This is a genomic window from Amycolatopsis dongchuanensis (assembly GCF_039542405.1).
Taxonomy (GTDB): Bacteria; Actinomycetota; Actinomycetes; order Mycobacteriales; family Pseudonocardiaceae; genus Amycolatopsis_E; species Amycolatopsis_E sacchari.
Genome location: NZ_BAABIB010000072.1, coordinates 53,613 through 66,346, shown reverse-complemented (window position 1 = coordinate 66,346; position 12,734 = coordinate 53,613). Strand labels below are relative to the sequence as shown.

The 12,734-nt window shown below is 68.2% G+C and carries 11 protein-coding genes; 5 read left to right on the top strand and 6 right to left on the bottom strand.

The window, feature by feature from the left end:
- Positions 1-84 precede the first annotated feature (84 nt).
- From ABFX51_RS16465 to ABFX51_RS16440, 6 genes are all read right to left on the bottom strand, one after another.
- Positions 85-1,299 carry a metal-dependent hydrolase family protein gene (locus ABFX51_RS16465; protein WP_091510108.1) on the bottom strand — a complete coding sequence of 405 codons (1,215 nt, stop codon included), beginning with the start codon at positions 1,297-1,299 and terminating at the stop codon, positions 85-87.
- A 31-nt stretch (positions 1,300-1,330) separates the two neighbouring features.
- Entirely contained in the window at positions 1,331-2,524 is a 1,194-nt protein-coding gene (locus tag ABFX51_RS16460; protein ID WP_091510105.1) for a M20 metallopeptidase family protein, read from the bottom strand.
- 380 nt (positions 2,525-2,904) lie between these two features.
- Positions 2,905-4,056 carry an acetyl-CoA C-acetyltransferase gene (locus ABFX51_RS16455; RefSeq protein WP_091510102.1) on the bottom strand — a complete coding sequence of 384 codons (1,152 nt, stop codon included), beginning with the start codon at positions 4,054-4,056 and terminating at the stop codon, positions 2,905-2,907.
- Positions 4,049-4,666, bottom strand: a complete 618-nt coding sequence (locus ABFX51_RS16450; RefSeq protein ID WP_091510100.1) for a TetR/AcrR family transcriptional regulator — start codon at positions 4,664-4,666, stop codon at positions 4,049-4,051. The genes ABFX51_RS16455 and ABFX51_RS16450 overlap by 8 nt, the downstream gene beginning before the upstream one ends.
- Positions 4,659-5,426 carry an SDR family oxidoreductase gene (locus ABFX51_RS16445; protein WP_091510097.1) on the bottom strand — a complete coding sequence of 256 codons (768 nt, stop codon included), beginning with the start codon at positions 5,424-5,426 and terminating at the stop codon, positions 4,659-4,661. The genes ABFX51_RS16450 and ABFX51_RS16445 overlap by 8 nt, the downstream gene beginning before the upstream one ends.
- On the bottom strand, positions 5,423-6,550 hold the full coding sequence (locus ABFX51_RS16440; RefSeq protein ID WP_218153511.1) for an acyl-CoA dehydrogenase family protein: 1,128 nt from the start codon (positions 6,548-6,550) through the stop codon (positions 5,423-5,425). The genes ABFX51_RS16445 and ABFX51_RS16440 overlap by 4 nt, the downstream gene beginning before the upstream one ends.
- Positions 6,551-6,738: 188 nt before the next feature.
- Here ABFX51_RS16440 and ABFX51_RS16435 point away from each other — a divergent pair, with 188 nt between their 5' ends.
- From ABFX51_RS16435 to ABFX51_RS16415, 5 genes are read left to right on the top strand one after another with little or no spacing between them, the layout of a single operon-like run.
- A complete protein-coding gene (locus ABFX51_RS16435) occupies positions 6,739-8,226 on the top strand; it encodes a FadD3 family acyl-CoA ligase (RefSeq protein WP_091510092.1) in 1,488 nt (495 codons plus the stop codon).
- Complete coding sequence (locus ABFX51_RS16430; RefSeq protein ID WP_091510090.1) at positions 8,223-9,074, top strand: enoyl-CoA hydratase; 852 nt, start codon at positions 8,223-8,225, stop codon at positions 9,072-9,074. Before ABFX51_RS16435 ends, ABFX51_RS16430 begins: the two co-directional genes overlap by 4 nt.
- 59 nt (positions 9,075-9,133) lie before the next feature.
- Positions 9,134-10,366, top strand: coding sequence for an acyl-CoA dehydrogenase family protein (locus tag ABFX51_RS16425; RefSeq protein ID WP_091510088.1), 1,233 nt, complete (start codon positions 9,134-9,136; stop codon positions 10,364-10,366).
- Positions 10,363-11,313: an acyl-CoA dehydrogenase family protein gene (locus ABFX51_RS16420; protein ID WP_091510086.1), complete on the top strand. Its 951-nt coding sequence runs from the start codon at positions 10,363-10,365 to the stop codon at positions 11,311-11,313. The genes ABFX51_RS16425 and ABFX51_RS16420 overlap by 4 nt, the downstream gene beginning before the upstream one ends.
- Positions 11,310-12,341, top strand: coding sequence for an acyl-CoA dehydrogenase family protein (locus ABFX51_RS16415; RefSeq protein ID WP_091510084.1), 1,032 nt, complete (start codon positions 11,310-11,312; stop codon positions 12,339-12,341). Before ABFX51_RS16420 ends, ABFX51_RS16415 begins: the two co-directional genes overlap by 4 nt.
- The last annotated feature ends 393 nt before the right edge of the window (positions 12,342-12,734 follow it).

Sequence of the window (12,734 nt, the reverse complement as noted above, 5' to 3'; positions counted from 1 at the left end):
CAACATGCCCCCGGGCGGCGTCATTCTCCCCCAGCTCGACGCCGCCCGGGGGTCCTTGTCGTTCGCGCGGGAAACCCTTCGCACTTACCGCGTCATAGGCACGACACGCACGCCGTCCCGCCACACTTCGCGGATCGCACCCGGAAGGCGCTCGAACTCGTAGGCGTCCCCTTCGACGAGGACCAGGTCGGCACGGTAACCAGGCGCCAGCCTGCCCAGCCGGTCGCCCCAGCCGAGCAGCTCCGCCGACGACGAAGTGCTCGCCGCGAGCACCTGCGCGGGCGTCATACCGCATGCTCGCATCAGCGCCAGCTCTTCGAGGTTTTCCCCGTGCGGGCCGACTCCGGCGTCCGTGCCCATCGCGATCCGCACCCCGGCCTCGACGGCACGGCGTACCGAGTCGGCGTGCACCTGCACCACCTCTTCGGCCTTGCGCACCATCTCCTCGGGCAACGCCGCACCCGCCTGCACCGAGCGGAGCACCGCCAGCGGCGCGACGAGCGTCGGCACCAGCCACGTCCGGTGCTCCAGCATCAGCTCGATCGCCTCGTCGTCGAGGAAAATGCCGTGCTCCACCGAACGGATGCCCGCACGCACCGCGTTCTTGACACCCTCCGCACCCTGCGCGTGCGCCATCACGTACTTGCCCTGCATGCTCGCCTCGGTGACGAGCACGTCCAGTTCCTCCGGGGTGAACTGGGAGTGCCGCGGATCGTCGCCCGGCGACAGCACACCACCGGTGGTACAGACCTTCAGCACCTCCGCACCGGCTCGCAGCAACGTCCGCGCCACACGGCGCATCTCGTCCGGCCCGTCGGCGATCGACGCCGGACGCCCCGGATGCGGGATCCACGGCCCCGCGCACTGCCCCGACGGCATCCAGTCGTCACCGTGGCCGCCGGTCTGGCTGATGATGTTCACCGAGATCTGCATCCGCGGTCCGGGGATCAACCCGTCCTCCACCGCCCGTTGAATCCCCAGATCGGCTCCGCCGGCATCGCGCACCGTCGTGATCCCGGCCTGCAACGTCCGCCGGAGGTTCCGCGCGGCCTCGTAGAACTGGTACGAGAACGGCTGCTGCACGGCGCGGAGCAGGTCGACACCGGACATGACGACGTGCACGTGGCAGTCGAACAGTCCGGGCAGCACGGTCATGCCCGTGCAGTCGACCACCTCGTCCCCGTCGAGACCGGTACCGACGTCGACGATCAGCCCGTCCTCGACCACGACGTCACCGGCGGCCCGGTCGCTTCCCGTGCCATCGAAAACCCGTCCTCCCTGAAAGAGAATCCGCCCCATACGCGCGCTACCTCCGTTCCGTGCTGTCCGCTCACCGGGGCGCGAGCCGCCGGGCCGCCAGTTCCGCCAGCAGAGTGGCGGCGTCGGCCACGACGCCGTCGTCGAACGCGGCGCGGGGAGAGTGGTTGTAGGGGGCGTTGTCAGGATCTTCGGCGAACGTGGCCCCCAGAAACACGAACGCGCCCGGCACCCGGTCGAGCACGCGCGAGAAGTCCTCCGAGCCGGTGACGGGATTGGGCATGGCCTGGAAGCGTTCTTCACCGAAGACCTCGCGCACCGTTTCGGCCGCGAATTCGTGGCCCTGCCCGGAGTTCACGGTCACCGGGTACTCCTCGACGTAGTCGATCTCCGCTTCGAGGCCGTGCGCGGCGGCTGTCTCCTGGCACAGCTGCACCGCGTACTGCGCGATCTTCTTCCTCGCTTCCTTGGAGAAGCTGCGGATCGTGGCCTCGAACCTCGCGTCGTCGGGGATGATGTTGCGCTGTGTCCCCGCGTGGAACGTGCCCACGGTGACGACGACCGGGTCGAACACGTCGAACCGGCGCGTGACCATGGTCTGCAGTGCGGTCACCATCTCGCAGGCGACCTGCACGGGATCGAGCGCGCGATAGGGGCGCGAACCGTGGCCACCGGCACCGACGACCCGGACGAACAACCCGTCCGAGGCGGCCATCATCGGTCCGGGCCGGCAGGTGAACACGCCGTTGGGGATGCCCGAGGACATGACGTGGATACCGAAGGCGGCGTCAGCGGGGCGGCCCGCAGCCTCCAGCACACCCTCCTCGATCATGTGGCCCGCCCCGTTCCAGCCCTCCTCGCCGGGCTGGAACATGAACGCGACGTCCCCGGCGAGCCGGTCGCGGTGCTGCGACAGCAGCCGTGCAGCCCCGACGAGCCCGGCGGTGTGCAGGTCGTGGCCGCACGCGTGCATCCGGCCCTCGTGCTGCGAGGTGTACTCCGCGCCGGTCTGCTCGGTGACGGGCAGGGCGTCCATGTCGCCCCGCAGCAGGACGACCTCGCCGTCGCCGCCCTGGCCACGCAGGACCGCGGTGACCGACGTGAGGTCCTTGCCCGTGCTGATCTCGAGCGGGAGCCCGTCCAGCGCTTCGAGGACCTTCTCCTGCGTACGGGGCAACTGCAGGCCGAGTTCGGGAATGCGGTGCAGGTCCCGCCTCAGCCGCACCAGGTCGTCGTTCAGCGTCGCCGCGTCGGTCCGCAGGTCCATCGCGCTCCTTCCGTGGTTCTGATCTTCGATGATGCGGCAAGCAGGCAGTGCTCGGTGCCGACTGCGAAGATTCCGTCACACAGGATGTCAGGGAGACGGGGATCGGTCATGCCGAGTGACACCGATCGATCCCCCACCCCGTGGTCCGTGGTGGGCGCGCCCCTCAGCGTGGTTGTCGACCGCTTGCGCTGCGAACTGGCGCGTTCGCTGTCGCCGGCGCCGAGCACGGCGATGTCGTGGCTGCGGGCGCCGCCCCCTCGACGCGGTCGGAGTGGCAGCCGCGCTGGTCACGAAACCGGACGATCAGGCTGATGGGTGCCGTGCCCGACGAAACCGGGCACCGCATGTCTGGGCGCCGGTCGTACCGCGGTGATGCGGGCTCACAGCCGTTCGATGATGGTCACGTTGGCCGTGCCGCCGCCCTCGCACATGGTCTGCAGGCCGTAGCGGCCGCCTCGCCGTTCCAGCTCGTGCAGAAGCGTCGCCAGCAGTTTCGTCCCCGTGGCGCCGATCGGGTGCCCGAGCGCGATCCCGCCGCCGTTGACGTTGACCCGGTCCGGATCCGCCCCGGTCTCCTCCAGCCACGCCAGCACGACGCTCGCGAACGCCTCGTTCACCTCGAACAGGTCGATGTCGTCCACGCTCAGGCCCGTCTTGCGCAACGCCTGTGCTGTCGCGGGGATCGGACCGGTCAGCATCCACACCGGATCCGCCGCGCGCACCGACAGGTGGTGCACCCGCGCTCGCGGGGTCAGCCCGTGCTCGCGCACGAACGCCTCCGACGCGAGCAACGCGGCACTCGCGCCGTCGGAGATCTGGCTGGCGACCGCGGCCGTGAGCCGAGAACCCTCGCTGAGCGGCTTCAGGCCCGCCATCCGCTCGAGGCTCGTATCCCGCCGCGGCCCCTCGTCGTGGCGGAAACCGTCCAGCGGCACGACTTCCGCATCGAACCGCCCCTCGTCCATCGCCGCGATCGCACGCCGGTGGCTGCGGTAGGCGTACTCCTCCATCGCCTCACGGGAAAAACCCCAGTGCTCGGCGATCATCTCCGCACTGCGGAACTGCGAAACCTCGACGCTGCCGTACCGCTCCTGCCAGCCCTTCGAACCGGAGAACGGGTCGTCGAAGCCGTACTCGCGCCCGGCGAGCATCGCGGCACTGATCGGGATCCGGCTCATGTTCTGCACGCCCCCGGCGAGCACGAGGTCCATGGTGCCGGTCATGACCGCCTGCGCGGCGAAATGCACCGCCTGCTGACTCGAACCGCACTGCCGGTCGACGGTCACGCCCGGCACGTGATCCGGATAACCGGCCACCAGCCACGACGTGCGCGCGATGTTGCCCGCCTGCGGACCGAGTGTGTCCGTACAGCCGAGGATCACGTCGTCGACGAGTGCCGGGTCCACGCCCGCCCGCTCGACGACGGCACTGATGACGTGTGCTCCCAGATCCGCGGGATGCACGGTGCTCAACGCGCCACCCCGCCTGCCGACGGGCGTGCGGACCACGTCGAGCAGATAGGCCTCAGCCATCGGGCCTCCTCTTCACCGGCCGGCGTCGGGCGGCGATCCCGTCGAGGACGATCGCCAGGTACTGCTGGGCGACTTCTTCAGCGGACAGCGACCCCTTCGGGTCGTACCAGTGCACCGCGACCCACACCGTGTCGCGGATGAACCGGTAGGTCAGTTCGACGTTCAGGTCGGCCCGGAAGGCACCCTCGCGGACGCCCTCCGTCAGCAGCCCCGTCCACAGTTCGCGGAACTGCGTGTTACGCCGGTCGAGGTAGGAGAACCGGGGAAGCTTCGCGAGCTGCTTGGCTTCGCTCTGGTAGATCGCCACTTCGTCCGGGTGGGCGTCGATGGCTTCGAAGGAGGCCACGACCACGGCCTCCAGCGTCTTGCGCGGCCCGAGCCCGGCGGCGACGATCTCCTCGTAACGGCCGAACAGCTCGTCGAGGAAGCCGCCGAGGATCTCGTCCGCCATTGACTCCTTCGAGTCGAAATGGTGGTACAGACTGCCCGAAAGGATGCCGGCGGCGTCGGCGATGTCGCGGACAGTGGTCGCCTTGTAGCCGCGCTCGGCGAACAGGCGCGCGGCCAGGGTCAGCAGTTCGGCACGGCGGCCGGAGTTCTGGTCAGGCATGCTGGCTGCTCACAGAGATCACCTCACCGGTCAGGTACGACGCGTAGTCACTGGCGAGGAATACCATCACATTCGCGACCTCCCACGGCTCCGCGGCCCTCCCCGAGACCTCGCGAGCCGTGAGCTCGGCGAGCAGCTCCTCGGTGGTGACCTTGGCCAGGAAGGGGTGCATGGCGAGGCTCGGCGCGACCGCGTTCACCCGGATGCCGTACTGCGCCACGTCGACGGCAGCACACCGGGTGAGTGCCATGACCCCGGCCTTGGCAGCGGCGTAGTGCGCTTGCTCGGCTTGGGCGCGCCAGCCGACCACCGACGCGTTGTTGACGATCGCCCCACCGCTGCCCTGCGCGATGAACGCACGCACGGCAGCGCGTATCGCCCGGAAGGTCCCGTTGAGCGTCACGTCGAGCACCCGGTTCCACTCGTCGTCGCTCATGTCCACAATGGATCTGCTGCCACCGAGGCCTGCGTTGTTCACCAGCACGTCGATCCGCCCGAATTCCGCGCGCGCACCGTCAATCAGGGCCTGCACCTGGTCCTCGTCCGTCACGTCGCAGGGGATCGCGTGCACGTCGCCCAGTTCTTCGGCCTTCTCCCGGAGACGCCGCTCGTGCCAGTCGCTCAGCACGACGTGGGCACCCTCGTCGAGGCTGCGCTTCGCGACGGCGGACCCGATCCCGGTTCCCGCTGCCGCGGTCACGACGACCACCTTGTCCCGCAACAGGTTCGCGCCCTTCGGGTAATCGGGGACGGGGATCACGGACGGGCCTCCCTGGGCAGGCCGAGCACGCGCTCGGCGATGATGTTCCGCTGGATCTCGTTGGAGCCGCCGTAGATGGTGTCGGCCCTGCTGAACAGGTACAGTCGTTGCCAGGCGTCCTCCTCGACCATCGACGCCGCACCGCGCACCATCATCGCCAGCTCGCCGAGACCGCGGTGCCAGTTCGCCCAGACCAGTTTGGACACTTCCGCCACGCCGGGCTCCGCCGAACCGAGCGTGCGGACGGCGTGTGCCCGCATGACCTCCAGCCCCATCCAGGCGCGCGCGAGCCGCTCGGCGATCACCGGGTCGTCCAGCGCACCGTTGCTCCGCGCGAGGTCGGTGAGCGCTGTGAGCTCACGCCGGAACCCGACCTGCTGGCCGAGCGTGGCGACGCCACGTTCGAACGCGAGCGTGCCCATGGCGACCCGCCAGCCGTCGCCAGGGGCGCCGACCACGAGGTCCTTCGCCGTGCGGGCACCGTCGAAGAACACCTCGTTGAACTCGCTCGTGCCCGTGAGCTGGCGGATCGGCCGGACCTCGACGCCGGGCTGCCGCATGGGCACGAGCAAGTAGGAAAGACCGTGGTGCCGTTTCGATCCCGGCTCGGTGCGTGCGAGGACGAAGCACCAGTCGGCGACGTGGGCGAGGGAGGTCCAGATCTTCTGCCCCTGCACCACCCACTCGTCACCGTCGAGGCGCGCCGACGTCGAAACCGCGGCCAAGTCCGACCCCGCGCCGGGTTCGGAATAGCCCTGGCACCACAGTTCCTCGACATTCCGGATGGCGGGCAGGAACCGGCGTTGCTGCTCGGGTGTACCGAACGCGATCAACGTCGGGCCCAGCAGTTCCTGCCCGAGATGGCTGACACGTGCGGGTGCGTTCGCACGCGCGTATTCCTCGTGGAACACGACCTGCTCCGCCAGGCTTGCTCCGGCTCCGCCGTGTTCCACGGGCCAGCCCACGCAGTTCCACCCTGCCTTGGCCAAGTGGCGTTCCCACTCGACCCGCTCGTTGAACGCTTCGTGCTCGCGGCCAGGGCCGCCGAGGCCGCGAACGTGCGCGAAGGGTCCGGCGAGGTTCTCCTCCAGCCAGGCCCGGAGGCGTTCCCGAAACTCGGCCATCGCGACTCCTCCGTCCCCGTGCCCTGTCCGCCGTCGGCTCATTTCCGTATAGAGGCATTCCTCGCTCGAGGGCTGGCCCCGATCGAGCCCATCTCAATGCTGGGGCAGTGTCACCCGTCCGGAGCCTCTGTTCAAAACGAGGCCTCCTGCGTAGGCTACCCTACCAAGCACTTGCTAGGGAGCGCCTCATGGAAACCATCCCGGCCGCCGTAGTCCGGGCAGCGGAACGGTTCGGCGATCGCGAAGCAATCGTCGACGGCCAGGTGCGCCTGACTTACGCACAGCTCCACGAGCACGTCCGCCGTTTCGCGGGTTTCCTCATCGGCGAAGGAATCCGCCCGGGCGACCGAGTCGCAGTCTGCTCCCCGAACACCCACCACTGGGTTGTGGCGGCACTCGGCACGCTGCACCTCGGCGCGACACTCGTCCCGATCAACACCCGGTTCACCGGGCCGGAGATGCGGGACCTCCTGGAGCGCACGCAAGCGCGCGCCCTGGTTGTGGCGTCGTCCTTCCTCGGCGTGGACCGCTTGGCACTGCTGGAAGAAGCAGGCGCGAAGCTACCCGACACGGTGGTGCGGCTGGACCTGTCCCAGCCGGCGCAGTGGGACGGGAACACCACAGGTGTCGACGAGCTCGCACAAGCGGTGCAACCCGAGGACATCAGCGACATCCTGTTCACCTCCGGCACGACAGGCCGGAGCAAGGGCGCCATGAACGCCCACCGCCAGGCCCTGTCAGTCGCACACGCATGGGCCGAGTGCGGCGGACTGACGGCCGAGGATCGCTACCTGGTGGTGAACCCATTCTTCCACAACTTCGGCTACAAAGCAGGCATTCTGGCGGCTCTTTCGACCGGGGCCACGCTCGTCCCGGAAAGCACCTTCGACGTCGAGCGCACACTCCGACTCATCGCCGCCGAGCGGATCACCGTCCTCCCCGGGGCGCCGACGATCTACCAGACGCTGCTTGACGCCCCTGACAGATCTGAGCACGATCTGTCCAGCCTCCGGCTGGCGGTGACCGGAGCCGCGACAGTGCCCGTGGCACTCGTGGAACGCATGCAGTCCGAGTTGACGTTCGAGACCGTGCTGACCGCCTACGGTTTGACCGAAGCGGTCGTCGCCACGATGTGCCGCCCGGACGACGATCCCGTTACCGTCGCCCGGACCTGCGGTCGCGCGACCGCGGGCTTCGAACTCCGCACGGAGCCCCACACCGGGGAGGTTCTGTTGCGCGGCCCCAACGTTATGCTCGGTTATCTGGACGACCCCGCGGCGACCGAGGCCGCGATCGACGGCGACGGGTGGCTGCACACCGGAGACGTGGGCGAGGTCGACCAACGCGGCTACCTCACGATCACGGACCGCATCAAGGACATGTACATCTGCGGCGGGTTCAACGTCTACCCGGCCGAAGTCGAGCAGGTGCTGGCCCGCCTGCCGGGCGTCGCAGAATCGGCGGTCATCGGCGTGACCGATCCACGGTTGGGAGAAGTCGGCAAGGCGTACCTGGTGCGGCAGGGGGACGCCGATCTGTCCAATGAGGACGTTCTAACCCACTGCAGGAGAAACCTAGCGAACTACAAGGTGCCGCGCCAGGTCGAGTTCTGCGACGAGCTGCCGCGGAACGCCTCGGGCAAGGTGCTGAAACGAGTGCTGAGGGAGCAGGCGTGAGCGAAGTTGTGCACTACGAGCGGCGAGGTCCGGTCGCGGTGGTGACCATGAACCGGCCTGAGTACCGGAACGCCCAGAACTCCGCGATGACCTACGCACTGGACTCGGCTTTCGCCCGCGCCGTCGACGATGCCGACGTCAAGGTCATCGTGCTGGCCGGCGCGGGAAAACACTTCTCTGCGGGACACGACATCGGCACCCCGGAGCGAGATGTCGACTTGTCGTTCGATCGCAAGGCCGTCCTGTGGTGGGACCACGTCGGCAGGCCGGGTGCGGACCAGCGGTTCGCCCGCGAGTCCGAGGTGTACCTGGGCATGTGCCGCCGCTGGCGGGAGATACCGAAGCCCATGATCGCGAGCGTGCAGGGCGCGTGCATCGCCGGAGCGCTCATGCTCGCCTGGGTCTGCGATCTCATCGTCGCCTCCGACGACGCGTTTTTCGCCGATCCCGTGGTGCGCATGGGAATCCCGGGAGTGGAGTACTTCGCGCACCCCTGGGTCCTCGGGCCGCGTGCCGCGAAGGAGGTCTTGTTCACCGGGGAACGGTTCTCGGCGCAGCAGGCACTGGAGTGGGGCATGCTGAACCGCGTAGTCCCTCGAGCCGAACTCGAGGCAGCCACGATGACCCTGGCCGAGAAGATCGCGGTAATGCCTTCGTTCGGTCTCGCGCTGGCGAAGAAGGCGGTGAACCAGGCCGAGGACCTGATGGGCCTCCGGCCCGGTATGGACTCGGTATTCGGCCTGCACCACCTGGCACACGCGCACAACGCCGAAGTCGGGGGCGATTCGCTCGGCGGCCAGACACCTCAATCGATGCGGGACGCGAACCGGGCAGGGCAAGGCGGGTAACTGCGGTCATGCCTCCCGCTCCCCACCCCGACCGACGACGAGAGTGAGGAACACCCACCATGGACCTCGACCTCGACGAGCGCACCCTCGCCTTCCGGGAAGAAGCCCGCACCTGGCTCGCGGACAACGTGCCACGACAACAACTGGCCTCCTTCGACACCCGCGAGGGTTTTGAGCAACACCGGCAGTGGGAAGCCAAGCTCGCCGAAGCCCGGTGGTCTGTTGTCTCGTGGCCCCGTGAGTTCGGTGGGCGGGAGGCAAGCCTTCTGGAGTGGGTGCTGTTCGAGGAGGAGTACTACGCCGCCGGGGCCCCGAGCAGGGTCAGCCAGAATGGCATCTTCATGCTCGCTCCCACCCTCTTCTCGCACGGAACCCCTGAGCAGCAGGCCCGGATCCTCCCGCCCATGGCACGCGGCGAGGAGATCTGGGCGCAGGCGTGGTCGGAACCGGAAGCCGGCAGCGACATCGCTGCCCTGCGCAGCACCGCGGTGAGGACGGACGGCGGCTGGCTGCTGTCAGGGCAGAAAACCTGGAGTTCACGAGCGGCCTTCGCCGACCGGGCTTTCGGTCTCTTCCGCAGCGAGCCCGGCAGCGAAAGGCATCGAGGTCTCACGTACTTCATGTTCGACCTCCGCACTGACGGCGTCGAAGTCCGCCCCATCGCCCAGCTCGACGGCGAACCGGGGTTCGCCGAGATCTTCCTCGACGAGGTGTTCGTCCCCGACCGCGACGTGATCGGCGCCCCGGGCCAAGGCTGGCGAGTCGCGATGACGACGGCGAACAACGAGCGCGGCCTGTCACTGCGGAGCCCCGGCCGGTTTCTCGCGGCGGCCGATCGGCTGGTGAGGTTGTGGCGTCGGCACGGCGAACCAGAGGCCACCGCCGACCGTGTGGCGGACGCCTGGATCGGTGCTCGCGCCTACCAGCTCTACACGTTCGCCACCGTGACGCGGCTCGCCGAAGGTGGCGAGCTCGGCCCGGAGTCGAGCGTGAACAAGCTGTTCTGGTCCCATCTCGACGTGAACCTGCACGAGACGGCACTCGATGTGCTCGGCACCGCCGCTGAAGTGCGTGCCAGGTTCGTACCTCCTTCCTTGACGGAACCTGCGTTCTCGGCCAGTCATGTCGCCAGCGAATCCGGTCCCGCCGCCATCCGGGAAGAACCTCTCGACGGTCGTTGGCCTGACGGCTGGCTGTTCTCGCTCGCGGGCACGATTTACGGCGGGACCGACCAGATCCAGCGCAACACCATCGCCGAACGCCTGCTCGGCCTGCCCAGAGGTGACCGATGAAGTTCGTCCTGTCCCCCGAACAGCGACAGTTCGCAGCGAGTATGGATCACCTCCTGACGGGTATGGACACCTCGGCTGCCGCTCGGGCCTGGGCCACTGGTGAACACGGCCCCGGCCTCAAGATCTGGCAAAGGCTGACTGAGCTGGGCGTCACCGCCCTGTCCGTCCCCGAGCGCTACGGGGGTCTCGACGCCACGGCCGTCGACCTGGTGATCGCGTTCGAGCGACTCGGTTACCACGCAGTCCCGGGACCGTGGGTCGACACGATCGCCGTCCTGCCCGCCCTCCTCGACGACGAAGTTCTCGAAGGCATCGCCGCCGGTAAAACGCTCGCTTCCGTAGCCGCACCTCCTGAAGTCCCCTACGCCCTCGACGCCGACGTAGCGAACCTTCGCGTCTTCGTACAGGCCAACACCGTGCACGTGTTCGCACCGACAACCCCGCTTTCATCGGTTGATCCCACCCGTCGCCTGTTCTGCGCCGAACCGGGCGACCGGATCGGGACCGCTGACGACGCCGAACGTGCCTTCGACTTCGGCTCGCTGGCCACCGCGGCGCAATTGCTCGGAGCAGGTCAGTGGCTGCTGGACAGCAGCGTTACCTATGCCCTGCAGCGGCAACAGTACGGCCGTGAAATCGGCCGTTATCAAGCCATCAAACACCTCCTCGCTGATGTGGTGACGCAGTTGGAGCTGACTCGTCCCCTCGTGTACGGCGCCGCTGTCACCGCTGCCACGCCAGACAGACAACGCGATGTTTCCGCAGCGAAGGTCGCTGCGGGAGAGGCCGCACTTCTGGCCGCACGCACCGGACTCCAAGTCCATGGCGCGATTGGCTACACCGCCGAGCATCCCTTGAGCCTGCGCCTGACGAAAGTTCGAGCACTCGCCAGCGCCTGGGGCACCTCCCAGTTCCACCGCACTCGCCTGTTGAAGGCACTCCCGTGACCCTCACCGACGAGCAGGTCAGCCTGCAACGAACCGTACGAGCTGCGGTCGAACGGCACCCGGATCCGTGGCCGCCCTTGCGTGACCAGGTGGGCGTCGCCGGCTTGCTGATCCCGGAAGAGTACGGCGGTCTCGGCGCCGGCCTGCGCGAGCTGCAGATCGTGGCCGAGGAACTGGGACGAAGGCTCGTTCCGTCCCCGTTCCTCGGTTCGGCCGTGCTCGCCACCTCCGCCCTCCTCGAAGCAGGCGATGGCGAGGTGGCAGCCTGGCTGCTGTCGAGCCTCGCCGAAGGCTCGACAGCAGCACTGGCCTGGACGTCGGGTGATGGCGAATGGAACCCCAGCAAGGCCGCCTGCACCGCCTCGGGATCCGTCGTCGACGGGCGCGCCTGTTACGTCCTCGACGGAGATCTGGCGGACATTCTCCTCGTGATCGCTGAGGCTCCCGACGGGCTGGGTCTCTTCGAAGCGGACCTCCGGCAGGTTCGCCGCATCCCCTCGACACCGATGGACGAGACCCGCCGGCTCACCGAGATCCACTTCGGCAACACGCCCGCCGTGAGGATCGGTCACGGTGACTTCAGCACCGGCCTCCACCGGGTCCGGGACGTCGCCTGCGCTGTTCTCGCCGCCGAGCAAGCGGGCAGCGCCGCTCGAGCGTTGGAGCTCACCGTTGCCTACAGCAAGCAGCGTGAACAGTTCGGCCGGCCCATCGGAAGTTTCCAGGCGCTGAAGCACCGCATGGCCGATCTTCACGTGTTGGTCGAGACCGCCCGTTCAGCGGCCTTCGCGGTGTCCGAACCGGACGCCGACGTCTCACGTCTGGCCGCGGTCGCGAAAGCACACTGCTCCGAGTCACTCTCAACCGTCGCCGCGGAGATGATCCAGCTCCACGGCGGCATCGCCATCACCTGGGAACATGACGCCCACCGCTTTTTCAAGCGGGCACACGGCACGGCCCAGCTCTTCGGTCAACCACACCACCACCTTTCACGATTACTTCCTCGAACACCCGCCACCGCCGGTTGAGGCGGGAGTCAGGCGACGCCAGCTTGTTCATTCCTGCCAGGGCCAGCAGACCGGACAACGAACCCGGCCGGCAACGGGAGCGACGGGTACACACGCGGCACCGCACTCGGCCAGGCCGAAGACCCTTCCCCGCGCACGCAACCGGGAAGCGTTACACAGCCTCACCTTGTGCACGAGGTGCTACGAGAACACACCCGGCCAGCAGACCTCAGCCTGATCCAGATCGTTCGACAGGGGTTCCGCCGGCAGCTGCTCCGTGCAGCCGGCCACGCCGGACACGGTTGACCGGTCGCCGCCCGGCAGATCGCGGCCACATCGCGAGCAGGTCATAGTCCATCACCACGAGATCCTCCAGACATTTGCGCGGAAACTGTTCTGCACCAGAGGATCCAG

Excerpts from the sequence above, each read along its gene's own strand:
- ABFX51_RS16465 (WP_091510108.1), bottom strand. The coding sequence starts at position 1,299 with ATGGGGCGGATTCTCTTTCAGGGAGGACGGGTTTTCGATGGCACGGGA.
- ABFX51_RS16460 (WP_091510105.1), bottom strand. The coding sequence starts at position 2,524 with ATGGACCTGCGGACCGACGCGGCGACGCTGAACGACGACCTGGTGCGG.
- ABFX51_RS16455 (WP_091510102.1), bottom strand. The coding sequence starts at position 4,056 with ATGGCTGAGGCCTATCTGCTCGACGTGGTCCGCACGCCCGTCGGCAGG.
- ABFX51_RS16450 (WP_091510100.1), bottom strand. The coding sequence starts at position 4,666 with ATGCCTGACCAGAACTCCGGCCGCCGTGCCGAACTGCTGACCCTGGCC.
- ABFX51_RS16440 (WP_218153511.1), bottom strand. The coding sequence starts at position 6,550 with ATGGCCGAGTTTCGGGAACGCCTCCGGGCCTGGCTGGAGGAGAACCTC.
- ABFX51_RS16435 (WP_091510092.1), top strand. The coding sequence starts at position 6,739 with ATGGAAACCATCCCGGCCGCCGTAGTCCGGGCAGCGGAACGGTTCGGC.
- ABFX51_RS16425 (WP_091510088.1), top strand. The coding sequence starts at position 9,134 with ATGGACCTCGACCTCGACGAGCGCACCCTCGCCTTCCGGGAAGAAGCC.
- ABFX51_RS16420 (WP_091510086.1), top strand. The coding sequence starts at position 10,363 with ATGAAGTTCGTCCTGTCCCCCGAACAGCGACAGTTCGCAGCGAGTATG.